At 71.8% G+C, this 21,322-nt stretch carries 20 protein-coding genes; 10 read left to right on the forward strand and 10 right to left on the reverse strand.

The features are described 5' to 3' along the window. The first annotated feature begins 16 nt into the window (after positions 1 to 16). From LXM90_RS06880 to dksA, 4 genes are all read left to right on the forward strand, one after another. Positions 17 to 1,264 (forward strand): Hsp70 family protein, encoded by a 1,248-nt coding sequence (locus LXM90_RS06880; protein ID WP_020092924.1) that lies wholly within the window; start codon positions 17 to 19, stop codon positions 1,262 to 1,264. Positions 1,265 to 1,391: 127 nt separating this feature from the next. Further along, positions 1,392 to 2,765 (forward strand): MBOAT family O-acyltransferase, encoded by a 1,374-nt coding sequence (locus tag LXM90_RS06885; protein ID WP_020092923.1) that lies wholly within the window; start codon positions 1,392 to 1,394, stop codon positions 2,763 to 2,765. A gap of 2 nt (positions 2,766 to 2,767) precedes the next feature. After that, positions 2,768 to 3,775 (forward strand): hypothetical protein, encoded by a 1,008-nt coding sequence (locus LXM90_RS06890; RefSeq protein ID WP_020092922.1) that lies wholly within the window; start codon positions 2,768 to 2,770, stop codon positions 3,773 to 3,775. Positions 3,776 to 3,957: 182 nt separating this feature from the next. Further along, entirely contained in the window at positions 3,958 to 4,377 is a 420-nt protein-coding gene (gene dksA, locus LXM90_RS06895; RefSeq protein ID WP_012322444.1) for an RNA polymerase-binding protein DksA, read from the forward strand. Positions 4,378 to 4,424: 47 nt separating this feature from the next. Here dksA and LXM90_RS06900 read toward each other — a convergent pair whose 3' ends face one another. The 3 genes from LXM90_RS06900 to LXM90_RS06910 are packed head-to-tail and all read right to left on the reverse strand — an operon-like array spanning position 4,425 to position 7,376. Continuing rightward, positions 4,425 to 6,149, reverse strand: coding sequence for a pilus assembly protein TadG-related protein (locus LXM90_RS06900; RefSeq protein ID WP_081636474.1), 1,725 nt, complete (start codon positions 6,147 to 6,149; stop codon positions 4,425 to 4,427). After that, positions 6,121 to 6,786 (reverse strand): TadE/TadG family type IV pilus assembly protein, encoded by a 666-nt coding sequence (locus LXM90_RS06905; RefSeq protein ID WP_020092920.1) that lies wholly within the window; start codon positions 6,784 to 6,786, stop codon positions 6,121 to 6,123. Before LXM90_RS06905 ends, LXM90_RS06900 begins: the two co-directional genes overlap by 29 nt. Then, positions 6,765 to 7,376 (reverse strand): TadE/TadG family type IV pilus assembly protein, encoded by a 612-nt coding sequence (locus LXM90_RS06910; RefSeq protein WP_234082153.1) that lies wholly within the window; start codon positions 7,374 to 7,376, stop codon positions 6,765 to 6,767. The genes LXM90_RS06905 and LXM90_RS06910 overlap by 22 nt, the downstream gene beginning before the upstream one ends. A gap of 237 nt (positions 7,377 to 7,613) precedes the next feature. Here LXM90_RS06910 and LXM90_RS06915 point away from each other — a divergent pair, with 237 nt between their 5' ends. Beyond that, complete coding sequence (locus LXM90_RS06915) at positions 7,614 to 8,024, forward strand: hypothetical protein (RefSeq protein ID WP_020092918.1); 411 nt, start codon at positions 7,614 to 7,616, stop codon at positions 8,022 to 8,024. Continuing rightward, complete coding sequence (locus LXM90_RS06920) at positions 8,021 to 8,491, forward strand: hypothetical protein (protein ID WP_234082156.1); 471 nt, start codon at positions 8,021 to 8,023, stop codon at positions 8,489 to 8,491. The genes LXM90_RS06915 and LXM90_RS06920 overlap by 4 nt, the downstream gene beginning before the upstream one ends. Positions 8,492 to 8,503: 12 nt before the next feature. Here the strand turns inward: LXM90_RS06920 and LXM90_RS06925 are convergent, their stop codons facing one another. Beyond that, positions 8,504 to 9,781, reverse strand: a complete 1,278-nt coding sequence (locus LXM90_RS06925; RefSeq protein WP_020092916.1) for an NAD(P)/FAD-dependent oxidoreductase — start codon at positions 9,779 to 9,781, stop codon at positions 8,504 to 8,506. Between the two features lie 147 nt (positions 9,782 to 9,928). On the opposite strand from LXM90_RS06925, the gene LXM90_RS06930 reads away from it, so the two are divergent. Further along, complete coding sequence (locus LXM90_RS06930) at positions 9,929 to 11,269, forward strand: glutamate--tRNA ligase (RefSeq protein WP_020092915.1); 1,341 nt, start codon at positions 9,929 to 9,931, stop codon at positions 11,267 to 11,269. A 4-nt stretch (positions 11,270 to 11,273) separates the two neighbouring features. Here LXM90_RS06930 and LXM90_RS06935 read toward each other — a convergent pair whose 3' ends face one another. The 4 genes from LXM90_RS06935 to LXM90_RS06950 form a co-directional block, all read right to left on the reverse strand. Further along, positions 11,274 to 12,050 carry a class I SAM-dependent methyltransferase gene (locus LXM90_RS06935; RefSeq protein WP_103984872.1) on the reverse strand — a complete coding sequence of 259 codons (777 nt, stop codon included), beginning with the start codon at positions 12,048 to 12,050 and terminating at the stop codon, positions 11,274 to 11,276. Between the two features lie 16 nt (positions 12,051 to 12,066). Then, complete coding sequence (locus LXM90_RS06940; protein ID WP_103984871.1) at positions 12,067 to 13,275, reverse strand: MFS transporter; 1,209 nt, start codon at positions 13,273 to 13,275, stop codon at positions 12,067 to 12,069. 91 nt (positions 13,276 to 13,366) lie between these two features. Then, a complete protein-coding gene (locus LXM90_RS06945) occupies positions 13,367 to 15,499 on the reverse strand; it encodes an OmpA family protein (protein ID WP_020092912.1) in 2,133 nt (710 codons plus the stop codon). Positions 15,500 to 15,578: 79 nt separating this feature from the next. Continuing rightward, positions 15,579 to 16,670: a DUF2865 domain-containing protein gene (locus LXM90_RS06950; protein WP_091682036.1), complete on the reverse strand. Its 1,092-nt coding sequence runs from the start codon at positions 16,668 to 16,670 to the stop codon at positions 15,579 to 15,581. A gap of 160 nt (positions 16,671 to 16,830) precedes the next feature. Between LXM90_RS06950 and LXM90_RS06955 the strand changes: the two genes are divergently transcribed. Then, the gene (locus tag LXM90_RS06955) at positions 16,831 to 17,343 is read left to right on the forward strand and encodes a CreA family protein (RefSeq protein WP_020092910.1); all 513 of its coding nucleotides are present in this window, start codon (positions 16,831 to 16,833) and stop codon (positions 17,341 to 17,343) included. 62 nt (positions 17,344 to 17,405) lie between these two features. Here the strand turns inward: LXM90_RS06955 and LXM90_RS06960 are convergent, their stop codons facing one another. After that, the gene (locus LXM90_RS06960; protein WP_020092909.1) at positions 17,406 to 17,753 is read right to left on the reverse strand and encodes a hypothetical protein; all 348 of its coding nucleotides are present in this window, start codon (positions 17,751 to 17,753) and stop codon (positions 17,406 to 17,408) included. Between the two features lie 310 nt (positions 17,754 to 18,063). Between LXM90_RS06960 and cysS the strand changes: the two genes are divergently transcribed. Both cysS and LXM90_RS06970 read left to right on the forward strand, forming a co-directional pair. Next, the gene (gene cysS / locus LXM90_RS06965) at positions 18,064 to 19,461 is read left to right on the forward strand and encodes a cysteine--tRNA ligase (RefSeq protein WP_091682054.1); all 1,398 of its coding nucleotides are present in this window, start codon (positions 18,064 to 18,066) and stop codon (positions 19,459 to 19,461) included. 119 nt (positions 19,462 to 19,580) lie between these two features. Beyond that, positions 19,581 to 20,360 carry a trypsin-like serine protease gene (locus LXM90_RS06970; RefSeq protein ID WP_234082160.1) on the forward strand — a complete coding sequence of 260 codons (780 nt, stop codon included), beginning with the start codon at positions 19,581 to 19,583 and terminating at the stop codon, positions 20,358 to 20,360. An 82-nt stretch (positions 20,361 to 20,442) separates the two neighbouring features. On the opposite strand, the gene ctrA is transcribed toward LXM90_RS06970, so the two are convergent. Further along, the gene (gene ctrA / locus LXM90_RS06975) at positions 20,443 to 21,144 is read right to left on the reverse strand and encodes a response regulator transcription factor CtrA (protein ID WP_010683835.1); all 702 of its coding nucleotides are present in this window, start codon (positions 21,142 to 21,144) and stop codon (positions 20,443 to 20,445) included. Between the last annotated feature and the right edge of the window lie 178 nt (positions 21,145 to 21,322).

Genomic DNA, 21,322 nt, shown 5'->3' on the forward strand with positions numbered 1-21,322 from the left:
CCGGATCCACAACACGATGGCGGCCTGCGGCCTCGATTTCGGCACGTCGAACACCACGCTCGGGCATCTTGGCCCGGACGGCCCGACGCTGCTGCCCTTGGAGGGCGCGCACCGGACAATCCCGAGCGCGATCTTCTTCGAGCTCGGACGGGAGCCGATCATCGGCCGGGCCGCCACGGCGGCCTATGTCGAGGGCCGGTCCGGCCGGCTGATGCGCGGGCTGAAATCCGTGCTCGGCACGCCGCTCATGGATGAGGCGACCCCGGTCGGCCGCCAGCGGTTGCGCCTGCGCGACGTCATCGCCCGCTACCTCACCGCCGTGAAGGCGCGGGCGGAGGCCGCCAGCGGCCAGAGCCTCGACACGGTGGTCCACGGCCGCCCGGTCCACTTCGTCGACGGCGACCCGGAGGCGGATCGCCGCGCGGAGGACACGCTGCGCGACATCGCCCGCGACGTCGGCTTCCGGGAGGTCTCGTTCCAGTACGAGCCAATCGCCGCGGCACTCGACTACGAGCGCCAGGTCCGCGCGGAGGAGATCGCCCTCGTCGCCGACATCGGCGGCGGCACCTCGGACTTCTCCATCGTGCGCCTCGCGCCGGAGCGGCGGGGGCGGCCGGACCGGGCCGGCGACATCCTGGCCAACGACGGGGTGCGGATCGGCGGCACCGATTTCGACCGACAGCTCAGCCTCGGAACGGTGATGCCGCTCCTGGGCCTCGGAAGCCCGATGCGCCGCGGCGACCTCGCGGTGCCGAACGCCTACTACCACGACCTCGCCACGTGGTCGGCGATCAACCGCCTCTACAATCAGAAGACCCTGCGCGAGATCGACGAGGTCATCCGCGACGGCGCCCGGCCCGACCTGCTCGCGCGGCTGCGCGAGGCGGTGGAGGGCGAGCGCGGTCACGCCCTGGCCGGGGCAGTGGAGAGCGCCAAGATCGCGGCGTCCGAACAGGACGCGACCCTGCTCGACCTCGGCCTCCTGGAGCCCGGGCTCGCGGTCCCGGTGGATCGCGCGACCCTGTCCGCCCAGACGGGGGACCTCGCCCGCGCCGTCGCGGCCCGGATCGCGCGCTGCCTCGCGCAGGCGGAGCTGACGGCCGACCGGGTCGACGCCCTGTTCCTCACCGGCGGCTCCACCGGCCTGCCGCACCTGCGCGCCGCGCTGAGGGCCGCGCTGCCGGCCGCCCGGGTGGTGGAGGGCGACACGTTCGGCTCGGTGGGACTGGGCCTGACCATCGAGGCGGCCAGCCGCGGAGCGTGAGGCCGCGCCCGGCCGGGCGCGCCGCCTCTGCGGCGATTGACGGGCCGGCCTTGATCCTCGACAAGGCGGTCCCTCCCGCTCGGAGACAACGGCGGCCCATCCGGGCTCCTCCGCGCCGCCTCGCCCGATGCTGTTCAACTCCTTCGTCTTCCTCCTCGCCTTCCTGCCGGCCGCGCTGATCCTGCACGGGCTGGTGGCGCGCGCCGCGCCCGCGTGGCGGCTGCCGCTCCTCGTCGCCCTGTCCTTCGTGTTCTATGGCTGGTGGGACGTCCGGTTCGTGCCGCTGCTGGCCGGCTCGATCCTGGCGAACTGGTGCGTGGCGCGCGCCTATCGCCGGTGGCCCGGCCGCTGGCTGATCCCGGCGGCGATCGCCGCCAACCTCGCGCTGCTCGGCGTGTTCAAGTACCTCGACTTCGCGGCCGACCTCGCCAACCTGATCCCCGGCCTGGAAGCGCAGCGGCTCGGTCTCGCCCTGCCGCTCGGCATCTCGTTCTTCACCTTCCACCACATCATGTATCTCGCCGACCTGCGGGCCGGCCGGGCGCCGGGCTTCGGGCTCGTGAAATACGCCCTCTACATCGCGTTCTTCCCGCAGGTTCTCGCCGGCCCGCTCGTGCGCTGGAGCGAGATCATGCACCAGTTCGACGAGGCGCCCTACGCGCGGCCCGACGCCGCCGAGCGCTTCGCCCGCGGGTTGATGCTGCTGACCGTCGGCCTCGCCAAGAAGGTGTTTCTCGGCGATCCGCTCGCGGAATACGTGAACCCGGTGTTCCAGGCCGCCGCTGCCGGCAAGGCCGTCACGGTGGTCGAGGCGTGGCAGGCGACGCTCGGCTTCATGTTCCAGATCTACTTCGACTTCTCCGGCTACACCGACATGGCGCTGGGCATCGCGCTGCTGTTCGGCCTCGTCCTGCCGCAGAACTTCGACGCGCCCTACCGGGCCACGTCGCTCCGCGACTTCTGGCGGCGCTGGCACATGACCCTGTCGCGCTTCCTGCGCGACTACCTCTACATCCCGATGGGCGGGAACCGCCGCGGGCTGCCGCGGCAGGTCGGGGCGCTCGTCGCCACGATGACGCTCGGCGGCCTCTGGCACGGGGCCGGCCTGACCTTCCTCGCCTGGGGGGCGCTGCACGGGATCGGCCTCGGGGCCGGTGTCCTGGCGCGCCGGGCCCGGATCGCGATCCCCGCGCCGCTCGGCTGGGCGCTCACCAGCCTGTTCGTCGTGCTGACCTGGGTTCTTTTCCGCGCGACGAGCTTCGAAGCGGCCCTCGCGATTTTCAAAGGACTCTTCGGGCTCGCGCCGAGGGGCTCCGGCTTCAAGTGGCGCACCATCGCCATCGCCGCCCTGGTCGCGACGGTCGGGCCCACCGCCTGGAACGCGGTGCACCGGCTGCCGCCGCGCCGGCTCCTCGCCTTCGGCTTCGCGCTGCTGTTCGTGCTCGTCCTGCTGAAGATCGGCGACGATGCGAACTACGAGTTCATCTACTTCCAGTTCTGAGGATGGCGCCCGCACCCCCCACGACCGACAGGGACTGGCGCGGCTTCGCCCGCGCCCTGGCCCTGTCGATGGTCGGCCTCTTCGCGGGCTACCTGGCCCTCGCGGTGCTGGTCGACCCCTACGATACCGGCCGCTCGACGCTGCTGTCCCGGGGGGCCGTGCGGCCGCAGGGGCCCCGCACGGCCTCGGCCGTCCGCGGCCGCGATCCGGCCTACGCGGGCGTGGTGATCGGCAACTCGCACATCCAGCTCATCGAGCCGGCGGCACTGACCCGGCTCACCGGCATCCCGTTCCTCCAGCTCTCGGTGCCGGCCACCGGCCCGTCCGAGCAGTTCGCCTTGCTGGGATGGTACCTGCAGCACCACGCCCGCCCCGCCGCGATCGTGCTCTCGGCTGACGCGTTCTGGTGCGCGGACGACCCGTCCTTCCCGAGCGAGCACGGCTTTCCCTACTGGCTCGTGGGGGACTGGCCCGCCTACCTGCGCGGGCTGATCCGCTTCTCGGCCGCGCAGGAGACGGTCAACCGCATCGGCTGGCTCCTGAACCCGCGCCGCAAGACCGCCGCGGCCGACGGCTGGTGGGATTACGAGCGCAACTACCTGAGCCAGGGCTTCGGCGTCGATCCCGCCAAGAAGGCGGCGCTGGAGAAGCCGGTCGGGCCCGAGCCGGAGCCGCGGCACGGCGGCCCGTTTCCGATCGCGGCGCGCCTGCGCGCCGAACTGACCCGGATCCCGGCGGAGACGCCGGTCGTGGTGGTGTTCCCGCCGGTCTACGCCCGCGGCGAGCCGCCGCCCGGCAGCCCTCGGGCGCGGGCCGAGGCGGCCTGCCGGGCCGAGGTGCACACGGTGCTGGCGACCCACGCGCTCAGCACGGTGGTCGACTGGCGCGACGGCCGCCCCGCGGCGGCCGATCCCGACCAGTTCTTCGACCAGACCCATTACAGGCTGCCGATCGCCCGGAGCCTGACGACCGAGATCGCCGAGGCGATCGTACGGTTGCGGACCAGATGACAGCGTAAAACATCTGTACCGTGGCCTGTTTGCCGCACGCGGCGATGCAGTGACAGCCAGTTACAGCCCCTGCATCCGTGTGCGTTGTGGCGATGAGGCACCTCGACTATACGGCACCTCACGTTATCGCCGCACACCGGCCATCCCCTGGTGGGCGGTTTACCATCCAGCGAGGGTGACGCATGGCGAAGGTGCAGCTGGAGGACGGCTACGTCCCGTCCGACGACGAGCCCTTCATGAACGACCGGCAGCGCGAATATTTTCGGCGCAAGCTGCTGAGCTGGAAGAACGACATCCTGCGCGAGGCGCAGGATACGCTGGTGGCTCTGCAGAGCGAGAACGAGAACCACCCCGACCTCGCCGACCGCGCGTCCTCCGAGACGGACCGGGCGATCGAGCTGCGGGCCCGGGACCGCCAGCGCAAGCTCACCGGCAAGATCGACGCGGCGCTGGCCCGAATCGAGGACGGATCCTACGGGTTCTGCGAGGAGACCGGCGAGCCGATCTCCCTGCGCCGCCTCGACGCGCGCCCGATCGCCACCCTGTCCCTCGAGGCGCAGGAGCGGCACGAGCGCCGCGAGCGGGTCTACCGCGACGACTGACCGGGTCCGGCCCGCGCGCCGGATCCCGCGCAGCGCCGGCGCGGCGCCTACTGAGTCAGCCTCAGCGCGCCGATGCTGGCCTGGATCGACTTGAAGGCCTTGATCAGGTCGTCGGACGAGTTGGCGAGGTAGAACTGGTCCGGTGACGAGGCGCAGTTCCGCAGCAGCGTCTGGCCGGCCGAGTCGATCGGATCCGCCGGGACGCTGAAGCCGATCGTGTAGATCGAGATATTATTTGTCTTCGCGTTGCTGCACGCGAGGGCTGTCAGTTTGTCGAGCGCATCCCGCGCTGTGCGGGCATTCGAAATATTTTGATTGCTGGGCGGAAGCCGCGAATTCGGGTTCGATCCATCGGCGTTCGTAAAATATCCGAAGGGAAAGTACATGGATTTATTGTAGGACGGGTTCGAATTTACGGGCCAGGTATTTTCCCCGTCTGTCATGAGGATCATGATCTTGTTGATCGTGCTGAGGTCGGAATTGGCGCTGTTCGAGGAGTAGCGCGCGCCGTCTGCGAACACGCTGTTCGGGGAAAGCGTGCGCCATCCCCACATGAAACCTTCATGAATATTGGTCGAGCCTGAGGCTACCATCAGGTTGATCAGGTTCTTGAGCGTCGTGGTATCACTGGTCAGTCGCTGAAGCGGCTGGGTCGTGCAGCCGAAATTCGGCCCGTTGGGAATACCCGTGTAGCGGTTTCGCGAGGTGGGCGACGGATCGCGGGGGCTGAGATACTTGCATGCACGCGCCTCGGCCGTCGAGAATGACGTGTCCCGGGTCGGCTTGGGGCAATCGGGGCTGTTCGTATAATCGTCGATATAGCTGTTGAAGCTGATACTCGATGAGTTTTTGGTCGAGTATTCGCTATATTCCGACGAGCCGTCACCCGGCTCGTCGGGGGCGAAGAGCGGGAGATAATAAGAATCTTTGTTGCTCGCGGTCGGTGCGCCATCTTGAACGTTCAGGGGATAGGGCAGTGTTTCGAGGCATCCCGCCCAGGCCCAGCCGGAGTTGGCCGCCTGCAACTTCGAGAAGATGTCGAAGCGATTGGTGATGCCCGTGCCCTGAAGGCCGTTGACGTTGAGCCAGTGATAGCTGGATTGCGCAGCTTGATCGATCCAGGTCGCGTAACGATAGGTGGCTGGATTGACAGCCACAGACGCGGCGAACGGCACGATGGAGATCTTGCTCGCGCTGGAGAAGGCTGGGCTGGTGTAGACGTAGTTGACGAAGTCGGTCGCGGCCGTCTGGACGGCCTGAAGCTTCGACTGTCCCCCGCTCGAGGCGGCCATCGAGCCCGTGTTGTCGAGCACGAGCGCGATCTCGAAAGTCTTCGGCAGCGGCGTGGCGCATTGCGAGACGGCGCCCGGGTTGATGCGCTGGGTCCCGGTCAGGCCGCCGAAGAAGGTCGTCGACTGCTTGTGAGCGGTCAGCGTGATCTTGCGCGGGCTGCTGGTGATGGCCAGCCGGTCGACCACGAGGCTCGCCGCCCCCATGGCACCGGTCATTGTCGTCTGCGCCAGGGCGTTGAGTTCGGTCTCGGACGTCGTCAGCGGCGTCTGGCAGAGCAGCAGCGCCGTGGCGTCGGCCGCGGCCTGGAGCTTCGTCTCCAGCCGCGTGGCGAAGCCGTAATCGATCGCCGCGCCGCCGACCATTACCATCGGCACGCTCAGGAACGCGAACAGCAGGGCGACGTTGCCGCCGCGGTCGCGCAGGATGTCGCGGCGCCGCTCGGGGCGGCCGTCAGGTTTTGCGAACGATCTTCGTGCCATCGCAGTTCGATTGTTTGTCGTCCGGCAGGACGACTTCCGTGTAGGTGCTGGTGCCGTAGGCCTGGCCGCCGCGGGTCGGCCACGGCGCGCTGCTGGTGAACGTGATCGTGTTGCTCACGCCCTTGGCGAGCTTGACCAGCGCGCTCCCGATCATCGGCGTGTAGCTGATGCTGACCTCAGCCAGGACGTAGCGCATGCCCGGCATCCGGTAGCCGTCCGGCACGGTCAGGCTGGGCGCGGGGCCCGGGCTCCGCGCGGTCCCATTGGTGTTGGCGACGCTGGAGCAGACCACCGGAGGACCGCTCGGGTCCTTCGCGTCGGTGCCCATCGCGCTGACCACGATCTTGACCTTCGACGTGTCGAACGGGCGCATCACCGCCGTGGCGGAGGCGAGGATGTCGTTCATCACGGTGGTGCTGATCGGGTTCTGTGTGTCGCCCTGCGCCGTCAGGTCCGCCACGGTGCGGCCGAGCTGCGTCAGCTTGCGCCACTCGTCGATGGCGTGCGTCACCTCGGTCATGCCCGCCCAGATCGCGAGCAGGATCGGCAGGATGACGGCGAACTCGACGGCCGCGCCGCCGCGCCTGTCGTGCCGGAGCCGTGCCGCCCGCCGGGTCAGGACGGTGAGGACGGGCACGGGCTCGCTCCGACGATCTGGTAGGGCTCGGTGCGGAACACCGCCGTGGAGGTCAGCAGGCTCGATCCCTCCGCGGATCCGCTGGTGAACTGCTTCGTGTTGAGGCCCATCAGGTTGAAGAAGGTCGGGAACGGCACCGCCGCGGTGACGATCACGATCGTCCCGGGCGAAGCGCATTTGTAGTTGGAGCCGAAACTCGTGCTCCACGTGCCCGTGGCGGTGTCGATCGGCTTGTTCGCGGTCGCGCTCGCGAAGCTGCTCGAGGTCGCGACGTCGATCTTGACGTTCTGGCAGTTGAACACGGTGGGCACGGGGCTGACGGCCGATCCGCACATCCTAGCCTTCAGGGTCGCGAGCACGGTCGCCGGATTGGTCTGGCCCGCTGTGTCGAGCTGGAACTGGCCGGTGAAGATCGTCCGGACCGCGTTCTGGAGCGCGCGATCGAAATTCTGCGTCGCCCACATCTGGAACACGATCTGGATGATCGCGCCGCACAGCGCCAGCAAGGGCAGGGCCACGAGGGCGAACTCCACCGCGGCCGCGCCCCCGGTGTCGCGCCCGAGGCGCGCCAGAAGGCAACCTGGCGTCACTCTGACCTGCGTTCCTACAAGTCCTCGGCTGTTCATATGCGAGCAGATCACTCGGAAGTAGACATCTCATCCGATGTGACGCCAAGCTTTTGCGAAACTCTTAATCCGATCGACTAGACCAGGGTTATCAAAGGGCCACTACTTTTGGTTGTAATAGGGCCGGCGTGTCGGCGACGCGCTGTTGACGCACCGCCTGCGCGCGCCAGTTCCCCGCGCGCAGGCCTGCCGGAGAACCCCATGAGATCCCCCCTGATCGCGCTCGTGGTCGGCGCGGTGGCGCTCGCGCTCGCCGCCTGCGATGCCCCGAAGCCGGGACCGGCCGGACCTCCCGGTGCGAAGGGTGATCGGGGACCGGCGGGGCCGGCCGGGCCGGCGGGGGTGAACGGCGCCACCGGCGCCCGCGGCCCCGCGGGCGACCCGGGCCCGGCCGGACCGGCCGGGCCGCCGGGACCGTCCCTGAACAGCCAGGTGCGCCTCGACGTGGCGTGCCGCCGTGACGAGGAATTGATTGGCGCTTACTGCCGAGGCATGGCGGTTGTGCCGTCGGTGACCGTCACGGACGGCGTGTCCACGGTCGGCTGCCTCGACATGACCGCCAAGGCCGCCAAGGATGCCCAGCCCGTCGCGGTCTGCATGAAGAAGCCATGAGACTCGCCGTCCCTGCACTCTTGGTCGCGCTGGTGTCCGGCCCGGCCTGCGCGCAATCCTTCGTGCCCACGGAACGGGCGGCGATCGACCTCGTGCGCGACCGGCGCACCGCCGGCTTCACCACGGTGGCGCGGACGCTGGCCTATGCCGAGCGCGCGACCGGCGGCGCCTTCCGTCTCGGCGGCTACCGGGTCGATTACCGCCCGGACGTCCCCTTCGCCCGGGTGCGGATCTGCTATCGCCTGGGGATCGACCCGCCGACCTGCGGCCTCGCTTACCGCGTCGCGGTCAATCCCGCCCATGTCGAGCCGGCCGACCGCTACAGCGGCCTGACGCGCGACCTGGAGCACGGCCCGCAGGCCTTCCTCCGGGCACTCGTCCGGGAGGCCGACCTCCAGCGCCAGCCGGATATCCTGCGGAAGGTCGAGGCCGCGCTCGAGCCCTACAACCCCTACGACTGGCGCTGAGGGACGCGGCTCTCAGAGCAGCCGCGGCCAGCGCAGGAGCCGCTCCGGCGCGAAGGCCGCGACCGGCACGGCCGGTTCCCGGCCGGTGGCGAGGTCGGCGACGATCTCGCCGGTGATCGGGCCGGTGGACAGGCCGATATGGCCGTGGCCGAAGGCGAAGAGCAGGCCGTCGTGCCGGGGGGCGCGGCCGATCACCGGCATCCCGTCGGGGGTCGACGGCCGGGAGCCGAGCCACGGCGCGTTGTCCAGCGGGCCGCCGAGCCGAAGGGTGGAGGCCGCCTCCCGGGACGCCGCATCGATCTGGGTGTGGTCGGGAGCGGCGGCGCGCGCGTTGAGCTCGACACCGGACAGGACCCGGACCCGGTGCTCGCCCATCGGCGACAGGATCGAGCCCGCGCCCGTGTCGAGGATCGGCCGGGTCAGCGGCGGGCTGTCCGGATGCAGGGCGTAGTGGCGGTGGTAGCCGCGTTCGGCCGCAACGGCGAAACGGTAGCCCAGGGTCCGGGCGATCGCCCCGGACGCGGCGCCGGCCGCGAGGACCACCTGTCGGCCCCGCACCGCGCCGCCGTCGTGATCGACGCGCCAGCCGTCCGCCTGGGGCTCCAGCCGGGCGACGCTGCCCCGCAGGCGGCGGCCGCCGAAACCGGTGAACAGGGCCTCGCACGCCTCGATGAGCCGGCCGGGCTCGCGGACCGACCCCGTCTCGGTGAGCAGCATGGCCCGCGCGTAGGGCCGCACCAGCGCCGGCTCGAGCGCGCGCAGCGCCGCGGTGTCGAGGATGTCGAAGGCGACCCCGTGCCCGGCCAGGATCTCGCGCTCGAGGGCGGCGGACGCGAAGGCCGCTTCGGTGCGGTAGGCCTTGATCCAACCCGTCCGCTGTAGCCGGTCGCCGGTCCCGGCCCGGGCCGCCAGCCGCTCGTGGGCCGGATAGGCGGCGCTGGTCAGCGGCAGCAGCGCCTCCGCGGCGCGGCGCCAGCGCGAGGCGCGCGCGGCGGCGAGGAAGTGCGCCGTGTAGGGCACGATCCGCGGGAGATGCCCGTAGTGCAGCCGCAGGCCGCGATCGGCGTTGCGCAGGTAGGCCGGGAGCTTGCCCCACAGGGCCGGGCTCGACATCGGCAGGATCGAGCCGCGGCTGACCACGCCGGCATTGCCGTAGGAGGTCCGGGCCCGCGCCTCGCCGGGATCCAGCAGCACCACGTCGAGCCCGCGGTCCCTCAGCGCGATGGCGCTGGCGAGGCCGACCATCCCACCGCCGACCACCACGATGTCGGCCGTCTCGTCCGTCGCCATGCCGCTCACATCCTGCACCGCACCACGCGCGCCCTTCTGCCGGGTTTCCCGCGTCCTGGGTAGCGGGCGCCGCGGGGCGGCGCATCCGGCCGGTGTGATCGCGAAGTCCCGCGCACATTCCCGCGCAGATCGGCTAGAGAGCGGGCCATGACTCTCGTCCGCTTCGCACCCTCGCCGACCGGGTATCTCCATATCGGCAATGCCCGGCCGGCCCTGCTCAACGCCCTGTTCGCCCGCCGGACCGGCGGCCGCTTCCTGCTGCGCCTCGACGATACCGACGCGGAGCGCTCCACGGAGGCCTTCGCCCAGGCGATCGGCGAGGATCTCGCGTGGCTCGGCATCGTGCCCGACCTGTTCGCCCGGCAGAGCGACCGCACGGCGCAGCACGACGCCGCCGCCGACCGCCTGCGCGCAGCGGGGAGGCTCTACCCCTGCTACGAGACGCCGGAGGAGCTGGAGCGCCGCCGCAGGCGCCAGCTCGGCCGCGGCCAGCCGCCGATCTACGACCGGGCGGCGCTGCGGCTGACCGCCGAGGAGCGGGCGGCGCTGGAGGCCGAGGGCCGCCGGCCGCACTGGCGGTTCCTGCTCGAGGCGCGGACCGTCGGCTGGGACGACCTCGTCCGCGGGCCGGCCCATGTCGACTGCGCGTCCCTGTCGGACCCGGTGCTGATCCGCGCCGACGGCAGCTACCTCTACACGCTGCCGTCGGTGGTGGACGACGCCGATCTCGGGATCACCCACGTCATCCGCGGCGAGGACCACGTCACCAACACCGGCGTGCAGGTGCAGATCTTCGAGGCCCTGGGCGCGCCCATCCCGGTCTTCGGCCACCACAACCTGCTGACGACGGCCGACGGGGAGGGGCTGTCGAAGCGCCTCGGCCACCTGTCGCTGCGCGGCCTGCGCGAGGCCGGCTACGAGCCCGCGGCGGTGCGCTCGCTGGCGGTCCTCACCGGCTCGGCCGAATCGGTGCGGGCGGTGCCCGACCTCGACACCCTCGCGAGCCTCGTCGATCTCGGCGAGATCTCGCGGGCGCCGGCCCGGTTCGACCCGGCGGAGCTCGACGGCCTTAACGCCCGCCTGGTCCACGTCATGCCGTACCCGGAGGCGGCCGCGCGCCTCGCGGCTCTGGGGATCCCGGAGGATCGGGCCGAGGCGTTCTGGGTCGCGGTGCGGGCCAATCTCGGGCGCGTCGCGGAGGCGGCCGACTGGTGGCGGGTCGTGGCCGGTCCCGTCGAGCCGGTGCTCACCGAGCCCGCCGTGATCGCGGCCGCCCGCGAGACCCTGCCGCCCGAGCCGTTCGGCCCGGAGACCTGGAAGGCGTGGACGACCGAGATCCGGACCCGCACCGGGGCCAAGGGCCGCGGCCTGTTCATGCCGCTCCGGCTCGCCCTCACCGGCCTGGAGCACGGGCCGGACCTCGCCGGCCTGCTGCCGCTGATCGGGCGGGAGCGGGCGGCGTGCCGGCTCTCCGGCGCGACCGCCTGAGCGATCAGCGGCCGGGCTTCGGGCGCGCCTCGATCAGCGCGGCGTCGAGCAGGAAGCTGCCGTCGGCCTCGATGGCGAAATGCGCCGCGACTTCCGCGGGCGCGGTGACCTGCAGCGCCCGGATCGCCGCGACGTGGGTCTCCGGCGTCCGCATCCGGGCGATCCAGCTCGCGAACTCCATGCGCGGCCGGCTCGGCGTCGCGTCGCCGGGCGCGAATCCGGCCGCCTCCAGCAGGGCCCGCCATTCCGACGCCCGGTAGTCGCGCACGTGCGAGGGGTCGCGCAGCAGCTCCAGCGCCTGCAGGTGCGTGTCCAGCAGCGGATCCTCGGGCGCGACGATGTCGCTGACGATGAGGAACCCGTCCGCCCGCAGCACCCGTCGCGCCTCCGCCAGGGCCGCCGGCACGTCGCGCCAGTGGTGGGCGCTGTAGCGGGTCAGGACGGCGTCGAAGCTCGCGTCGGGGAATGGCAGGGCCTCGGCGCCGCCCTGCCGGGTCTCGATCCGGTCGAGCCCCCGCCGGGCCGCCTCGGCCGCGACCGCCGCCAGCATCTCGGCCGACAGGTCGTAGGCCGTGACGGCGGCGCCAGCGGCGGCCGCCGCGAAGGCGACGTGGCCGCCGCCGCAGCCGAGGTCGAGCACCCGCAGGCCCGGTCGCGCGCGGACCCGCTCGCCGATCCGGTCGAGATCGGCGCCGGCGGCGTGCACGGCGCTGGTCACGTAGGCGGAGGCCTGCGCGCCGAACTGGTCGACGACGTGTCGGGCGTGGCTGCGGGCGTTCATCGGCGGATCTCCCGGATCAGGTCGCGAGCGGCTTCAGGCGGGACAGCCGCAGGGCGATCATCAGCGCCAGACCGTACAGCCCGCCCACGAACAGCACCACGCCGTTCCACCCGGAATGGGCGAAGAACCAGCCGCCCGCGGTCCCGAGGACCGACGAGCCCAGATAGTAGAGGCCGAGATAGATCGCCGAGGCCTGGGCCCTGTCGCGCAGCGCCCGCCGCCCGACCCAGCTGCTCGCGACCGCGTGGGCGCCGAAGAAACCTACCGTCGTCACTACGATGCCGGCCAGGATCAGCAGCAGGCGGTCCGAGAGCGTCATCACGATGCCGGCCAGGCCGACGGCTGTGGCGACCCAGAGGACACGGCGGCGGCCGAAGCGGCTCGCCAGCTCGCCGGTGACAGGGCTGCTGACCATACCGGCGAGGTAGACCGAGAAGATCATCCCGATCACCGCCTGGCTCAGCGCGTAGGGCGGCTCGAGCAGGCGAAAGCCGATGTAGTTGTAGATGCAGACGAAGCCGCCCATCAGCAGGAACGCCTCGGCGAAGAGCCAGGGCAGGCCGGCGTCGCGGAAATGATGGGCGAAGCTGCCCGGGACTTCCGCCCAGGCGAGCCGGCGCGGCACGAAGCGGCGCGAGGGCGGCAGCCAGCGCCAGAACGCCAGCGCGGCGGCGAGCGCGAGGCCGCCGATGACCGCGAGCCCGGCGCGCCAGCTGACGAAGTCCGCCATCACGCCGCTGATCAGGCGGCCCGACATGCCGCCCAGCGCGTTGCCGCCGACGAGCAGGCCCATCGACAGGCCGATGGCCTTGGCGTCCATCTCCTCGGCGAGATAGGCCATGGCGACGGCCGGGAGTCCGCTGGCCGTCAGCCCGGTGAGCGCGCGTAGCGCCAGGAAGCCGTACCAGCCGGGGACCAGGGCGGCCACGACCGTGAGCACCGCCGAAGCGACCAGCGAGGCCAGCATCACCGGCTTGCGCCCCCAGATCTCCGAGAGCGGGCTGACGACGAGCAGCGCCACCGCCAGCAGCCCGCAGGGCAGCGACAGGGCGAGGCTGCTCGCGGCCGGCGAGACGCCGAAATCCTCCGCGTAGATGGGCAGGAGCGGCTGGACCGCGTAGAGCACCGCGAAGGTCGAGAAGCCGGCCGCCGCCAGGGCCAGAGCCGTGCGGCGGAAGACCGGTGTGCCCGACCGGATGAGCCCGTCCTCCGCCTCGCTGTTCATGACCGTCCCGCGCCGCTGTCCTCAACCGGTGGTGAGGCGCTGTGGCCGCACGGTCAACTGCCGCGCAGGACAGGCCCGCGCGGCGACCGCCCTAGCGCGGCGGCGGAGGCGGCGGAGGCGCTGCCTGGCCCTGCCCCTGACCTTGCCCCTGCTGCAGCAGCGGCGTGATCCGCTGGACGACGACGCGGCGATTCTCCCGCGACGGGCCCTGCGTGTTCACTTTCAGGTACTGCTCGCCGTAGCCCTGGGTGGTCAGGTTCTCCGGCGGCACGCGGAACTGCTCGGTCAGCACGGTCGCCACCGACTGGGCGCGCCGGTCGGACAGCGACAGGTTGTCAAGCGCGGAGCCGACGGCGTCGGTGAAGCCCTCGATCAGAAACACCTCCCGCGGGTTGGCCTGGATGGCGCGGTTCATCGCGCCGGCGATCACCGACAGCTTGGCCGCCTGATCGGGCGTGACGGTGAACGAGCCGGTGTCGAAGGTGATCGTGTTGATGTCGACCGAGCGCAGGCGGGCGCGGAGGTCCGGGCTGTAGCGGATCTGGTCCAGCGTGTACCGGCGGTCGACCTGCACCACGGGCGGCGCCGTCAGCGCCTCGTAGACCTCCGCCTCGTCGGCCTGGGCGTAATCCACGATGTAGCGGTCCCGCGGGATGCGGATCTCCGGCGGCGGCAGCACCACCACGTCCTCGTAGATCGGGCGGAGCGGGCCGGCGTAGCTGTTGTCGATCAGGACGAGCTCGCGACCGTCGCGGTAGCGGAGGTAGCGGCGCAGCATCCGACCGTCATCGTTCGTGACGGTGACGATCTGCTCGCCGCCGGGCCGGTCGACGTAGCTGTAGAAGTCCGCGCCCTGCCGCTCGAACCGGTAGCCGCGCGGGTCGAGGGTGCGGAAGCGCTCGTTCTCGTCGTGGCGGATCAGGTAGCCGTCGCGGTCCTGCACGATGATGCGGCCCGGCTCCCGGTAATAGGTCCGGCCATCCTCCCGGAACTCGCGCCGGTCTGTGCGGACCTGATCGAAGTCGCGCACGCCGTCGTTCTGGCGGAAACCGCCGGGGACGTAGCCGGGCTGTCCCGGCCGGTTGAAGGCGTTCGGGTCGGCCGGACCGCCCGGGCCGCCCGCGGGCGGCTGTCCCGGCTGTGCCGGGGCCGTCCCGGGCTGCGGTCCGCCGGGCGGTGGGGCCTGTCCGGGGGCGGGCGCCTGGCCCGGCGGCACGAACGGCCGTCCCGGAATCCCGGGGGCCATGTTGGGCGGCACCGGCCGTCCGGGCTCGGCGCCGGGAGCACCGTTGGGCTGGGCCGGCGCCCGTCCCTCGGGCTGGGCTCCCTGCGGCTGGAACGGCCGTCCCGGAACGCCCGGAGCGGCGTTGGGCGCCTGCGGCCGGCCGGACTCGGCGCCGGGACCGCCATTCGGCTGGGCGCGGTTCTCGGGCAGGCGGTTGTCGGGCTGCGCGTCTGGGCGCTGGGCCGGTCGACCGGGTGCGCCGGGGGGCGCGTTCGGCGGCTGAGACCGGTCGCCGGGCGCACCCGGACCGCCCGGACGCTGACCCGGCGGTCCGCGATCCGGCGCGGACCGGTCGGGGGCCGCGTCGCGCTGCGCGGGACGGTTCGGCTGGTCGTCGGGACCGGGGCGATCCCGGTCGGGCGCCTGGCGCTGCTGCGGCGGGGCCGGCGGACGCTCCGGCGCGGGCCGCCCCTGGGGCGGCGGAGCCTGTTCGCGATCCGGCGCCTGCTGACGCTCGGACCGCCCCGGGCCGGGCCGATCCTGCGGCCCGCGGTCCGGACGGTCCGGCTGCTGATCCCGCCGGTCTTGCTGTCGGTCCTGCTGCCGCTCCGGTTGGCGGTCCTGCCGGTCCGGCGCCGGGGGACGGGCCGCCGGCGGCTCCGGCCGGCGCTCGGGCGCGCGCTCCCGCGGAGGCGGTTCGGCCTGCGGCTGGCGCTGGGCGGGCGGTTCGGGCCGCTCGCGCGGGGGCGGCGGCGCCCGCTCCGGCCGGGGTTCGGGCCGCTCGCGCACGGCCGGTGGGCCCGGCGGCGGGCCGGGACGCTCCTGCGGCGGCCGCTCGGGGCGCGGGCCGCCGTGCGGGGGTTCGCCGCCGCGGGGGCCGCGCTCCTCCGGTCCGCCCTGCGCCACCTGGATCCGGCCCGGCGCGGCGTCTGCGAGCTGCACGAGCGTCAGGCCCGGCAGCACCGTGCCGGTGAGGAGGATCAGGCGGAGCAGGCGCATCGCGGTCTCGTGTCGGTTCAGGCCGAGCCGAACACCGGACGTCGCGTATGGTTCCGCGCCCGTCGGCGCGAAACAAGTCTCAGGGGGTGAGGCGCTGGGGCACCGCGATGACGTCGGGCGCGATGATGCGCACGGCAACGTGATCCGGCTTGGCTTCCGCGGCCTCCGCGGCCTTCGTGCCGTCGGCCGCGGCAGGTTGGATCTTCGCCGCATCGTCGCGGCCGGGTCCCGCGCCGCCCTTCGTGTCGACGCCCGCGCGGCCGGCGGCGTCGGCGGCGAGCTCCGCCGCGGTCCGGTCGGCCCGGCCGACAAGGGTCAGGCGCACCTTCGGCCGGGACAGGGCCTCGGCCTGCATCGGCGTGACGAAGATGTCGCCCTTGTGCCGGACCAGCATGCTCTCGGCCTTCACCAGAGACTGCGCCCAGGACTTGCCCTCCGGCTTGCAGGAGCAGTTCGGCACGAATTCCTTGCGGAATTTGAAGGCGTTGGCGAGGTTCGTGTAGGCTCGGCTGCCCTTCACCGTGGCGGCGTGCTTCAGGGCGTCGTCGCCGTACGGCATGGAATAGGCCTGCGCCTCGGTTCCCGGGCAGAGCGCCTGACACATCTCGTCGGCGCCGCCGCGGCCCTCTGGCAGGTTCTTCATCGGGAAGTAGCCGCCGTCGCAGGTCCGCACGCAGACCATCTGCGGGCCGCCCCGGCCGTAGGCCTCACCGGAGCCGGCATAGGCCTCGCGCGGCGGGCAGGTGGACGCGACCAGCCCCTGGAGCTCCCGCTTCCGGGCGCCGCTGTCGTCGATCACGGCGCCGCCGTAGGTGGCCTTGAGCGCGCGGATGCGCTGCTCCACCGCGCCGCACTGGGGCGGCCGGGTGTCGAAGAACAGGAACTTGCCGCCCTCGCAGTTCAGGCCGCGGAAATAGGCTTCGAGCCGACCGATCTCGTCGTTGAGCGCGCGCGTCGTGCTGGCGCCGCTCTGGAGCGAGGCCAGTTCAGCCCGGTAGCGCCGGCACTGCGGCGACGGCAGTTGCGGCGCCGGCCGCGCCTCGGCGGGCGCCGGGGCGGGCGCGGCCTCCTGCGCGCTGGCGGAGGTCGCGAGCGGAGAGGACAGTCCGAGGGCTATGGCCGCGCTCAGGATGAGGCGGCCGAGCGTACGGACGATCGGGCGGTGAGGCATAGGCTGCATCGCGTTGATCGGGTGCGCGGCGATCCGGAGTATCCGGAGCCCGCGCGCATCCGCGCTTCGGGACGGAAGCGGGGCCATTCTACGCCCCCTCGCAAGACCGCGACACCCCTCCTACATCCGGCCCGCAAGCGTGAGGGGGAATTGACCGGCGATGTTGTTTCGGAGTCTCACCTATGTTGGGCTTCTCGCACTGGGCCTGGCAGCGGCCGGTCCGGCCGCGGCGCAGGAGCCGGACCGGATCTTCGACAAGTCGACGGTCTGGCGCCCGCTGACGCCCAACGACAAGCTCGTGGTCTACGGCGTCGACGATCCGGCGGTCTCGGGCGTGTCGTGCTGGTACACCCAACCCGAGAAGGGCGGGATCAAGGGCACGCTGGGGCTGGCCGAGGATGTCTCGGACATCTCGCTGGCCTGCCGGCAGACCGGCCCGATCGCCTTCAAGGGCAAGCTCAGCCAGGGCGAGGTGGTGTTCAGCGAGCGCCGGTCGCTGATCTTCAAGTCGATGCAGATCGTCCGCGGCTGCGACGCGAAGCGCAACACGCTGATCTACATGGTCTACTCGGACAAGGTCATTCAGGGCTCGCCGAAGAACTCGACCTCGGCGGTGCCGCTGGCGCCCTGGGGCACCGAACCGGCGCAGAAATGCGCCGACTTCATGAAGTGAGCGGCACCCGGTGACGCGAGCTTTCCGCGCGGCGGCCCGGCGACGGGCCGTCCGCGGTCGGCTCAGTCCTGGCAGGTGATCCGGATCGGGCGCTCGGACGGCGCCGGGACCGGCTGGCTGATCGCGCCGGTATACTCGTCGGCGGCGGCGACGCCGTAGGAGTTCGCCGCGGCGTAGCCCTGGGCCTCGCACCACGCGTTGGCGACCACCTGGCCGCAGGCGCTGCCCGGCGTCGTCAGGCACTCGCCGACGCCGTAGCCGTCGCTCGACGGGATCAGGAAGGTCTTCTCGACACGGACCGGCGCCTTCGCGGGCGTCTCGCCGTCGGTGCCGGCCAGCGCGGCGTGGGTCAGGCCCGCGCAGGCGAGAACGGTGGCGAGAGCGAGGGAACCAACGGCCGAGCGTCGCATGGATTGTCCTTGGGCACAGGATCTGTGGCGTGAGGATCGTGGCCCGGACGGTCCGACGGCGCGGTTAAGGAAGCCTTACCCGCATGGCGCGCAAGCCATCTCGAATTCCTCACGCTTTTGGGTTAGCCCCATCGCGCGGGCCGCGCCGTCGCCGCGATGCAACAGGGTGCCGTGCCGGGGCTGGCCGATCCGCCACGTTTCGGCCGCTCTTCGCCGCGCGGGGCCCTCAGGTCGTTGAAGGCAGGGCCGGATTTCCGGCCACGGCTCCGGGCCGGACGTCATCCCCGGCGCCGGAGAAGGGAAGGGTTTCATGGCGCCGATGTTGCGGCTCTACAACACGCTCACCGGCGCCAAGGAGGCGTTCGCGCCGATCGACCCGCAGCATGTCCGCGTCTACGCCTGCGGACCGACGGTCTACGACGCCGCCCATATCGGCAACGCCCGGCCGATCATCGTCTTCGACCTGCTGTTCCGCCTGCTGCGCCACCTCTACGGGCCGGAGCACGTCACCTACGCGCGCAACGTCACGGACGTGGACGACAAGATCAACGCCCGGGCGGCAGAGCGCGGCATCACCATCCGCGAACTCACCGACGGGACGCTGGCGCAGTTCCACCGCGACGTGCGTGACCTCGGCGTGCTCATGCCGGAGGACGTGAACGTGCCGGGCGCGCGAGCCCGCTTCGTCGAGCCCCGCGCCACCGACCACATCGCCGAGATGGTGACGATGATCGAGGCCCTGGTCCGGGCCGGCCACGCCTATGTGGCGGAGGACCACGTGCTGTTCGACGTCCCCTCGATGCCGGATTACGGCGGCCTGTCGAAGCGGCCCCTCGACGAGATGGAGGCGGGGGCCCGGGTCGAGGTCGCCCCCTACAAGCGCTCGCCCCTCGACTTCGTCCTGTGGAAGCCGGCGAAGCCCGGCGAGCCGTCCTGGCCGTCGCCGGCCGGCATCGCCGCCGCCGGCCGCCCGGGCTGGCACATCGAGTGCTCGGCCATGTCGGCCAAGCATCTCGGCCGGACGTTCGACATCCACGCGGGCGGCATCGACCTGATCTTCCCGCACCACGAGAACGAGGTGGCGCAGTCCCGCTGCTGCTTCGGCACGCCGGTGATGGCCAACGTCTGGCTGCACAACGGCTTCCTCCAGGTGGAGGGGGAGAAGATGTCGAAGTCGCTCGGCAACTTCATCACCATCCGCGACGTGCTGAAGGACTGGCCGGGCGAGGTCGTGCGCCTCACCATGCTCAAGACCCAGTACCGGCAGCCGATCGACTGGACCCTGCGCGGCCTCGAGGAATCGGCCCGCGTGCTCGACCGCTGGTACAACGCCGCCGGGGACGCGCCCGCCGCGCCCGACATCCCCGCCGGGGTCGTCGAGGCGCTCTGCGACGACCTCAACACGCCGGCCGCGATCAACGAGTTGCACCGGCTCGGGAGCGGTGCGGAGGCGCAGCCCGGGGCGCTCCGCGCCGGCGCGAACCTGCTGGGCTTCCTCGCGCGCACCCGCAGCGACCGCGAGCAGGATCAGGTCGCGGCGTCCGGGGTCGACGTCGCGGCGGTCGAGGCGCTGATCGCCGAGCGCCGGGCGGCGCGGGCCGCCAAGGACTGGCCCGCCTCGGATCGGGCGCGCGACGCCCTCGCGGCGATGGGCGTCGCCGTGAAGGACAACAAGGACGGCACCACGACCTGGACGGTGGCGCGCTGATCGCTGAGGCGGCCGTCGATGACACGGACGTGACGGCGGCCGCGTCCTCGCGCCCGCTTGCGCGGCGCGGCGCGGGCGGCATCTGTGGTCCGGGGGCTCGCGGCGGAGATGAGCAGCACGTGACCAGCTTCGGGACCACTTTCGCGACCATCGGGGCGCGACGCGCCGCCGCCGCGTCGGCGCTCACCCTCGGTCTTGGCCTGTCGGGCCCGGCCGCCGCGATCGACGGCGGCTCGGCCGCCGGCCGGGATGCCCTGGCGCAGGCCACCGTGGCGATCGGCACGATCACCCAGCCCGAGGAGGCGCTGAAGCTGACCCGCTGCACCGGCGTGCTCATCGCGCCGGATCTCGTGCTCACCGCGGCCCATTGCGTGAACGGCGATCCGCTGGGCGCGCTCGTGGTGTTCTTCCGGGGCAGCGAGCCGGCGCGGCCGGTCTACGGGGCGCGGGTCGCGGCCCGCTACAGTCCCGATCCTGGTGAGATGCTGCCGAATGAGGCGTCGGGCGTCAGCCTCTCCGACCTCTCCCTCGACCTCGCGGTCCTGCGCCTGACCGAGCCGGTGCGCGACCGGCGGCCGGTTCCGTTGGCGGCGGATCCCGGCCGGGTCCCCAAGAGCCTGCGCATCGCCGGCGCCGGCCTCTCCGGCCGGACGGTCGGGCGCCTGCGCACCGCCACGCTGACGCCGGTGGCGGCGAGCAGCACCGGGCTGACCATCGCGCGGGCCAACGGTGCCCGGGTCTGCTTCGGCGATTCCGGCGGCCCGGTCGTCGCGCAGGATCGCCGCGGCACGTACATCTGGGGTGTCGCCAGCGCGGTGATCAGCCGGGCCGCGCCCTGCGGCGGCTACGTGGTGATCGCGCCCGCCGCGCAGGTCTTCTCGGCCACCGGGACGCGGTGAGGGCTGCGGACACCGCCGGAACGCGAAAACCCCGCGCGGCCGGACCGCGCGGGGTTTTTCACGAGACGGTGCGACCGGCGGATCAGACCGCCATGCGCTCCTCGCCGTCCATCGGCTCGCGCAGCACGTAGCCGCGGCCCCAGACGGTCTCGATGTAGTTCTTGCCCTGGCTGGCGTTGGCAAGCTTCTTGCGCAGCTTGCAGATGAAGACGTCGATGATCTTCAGCTCGGGCTCGTCCATGCCGCCGTAGAGATGGTTCAGGAACATCTCCTTGGTGAGCGTCGTGCCCTTCCGGAGCGAGAGGAGCTCCAGCATCTGGTACTCCTTGCCGGTGAGGTGCACCCGGGCGCCGCCGACCTCGACGGTCTTCTGATCGAGGTTCACGATCAGGTCGCCGGTGGTGATGACCGACTGGGCGTGGCCCTTCGAGCGGCGCACGATGGCGTGGATGCGCGCCACCAGCTCGTCCTTGTGGAACGGCTTGGTGAGGTAGTCGTCGGCGCCGAAGCCGAGGCCCTTCACCTTGTCCTCGATGCCGGCCATGCCGGAGAGGATCAGGATCGGGGTCTTCACCTTCGCCACGCGCAGCGAGCGGAGCACCTCGTAGCCCGACATGTCGGGCAGGTTCAGATCGAGGAGGATGATGTCGTAATCGTACAGCTTACCGAGATCGACACCCTCTTCCCCGAGGTCGGTGGTGTAGGTGTTGAAGTTCTCGGACTTGAGCATCAGCTCGATGCTCTGCGCGGTCGCGCTGTCGTCCTCGATCAAAAGTACCCGCATCGTCGGTCCCCAGCCCCGCCGGCCGCATCAGCGCGCAGACACGTCCCAGCCTTCGCCCGCCACCGGCCTGTGGACGGGCGCTCCGTCGCTCTTGACGTGGAACGCTATGGATTAATCGTTAACAAAACCTGATTCCTGCCCGCAAGCGTCTCGTTCGAAGTTCCGCGAGCTTGACAGG

This window comes from Methylobacterium oryzae, from assembly GCF_021398735.1.
Classification (GTDB): Bacteria; Pseudomonadota; Alphaproteobacteria; order Rhizobiales; family Beijerinckiaceae; genus Methylobacterium.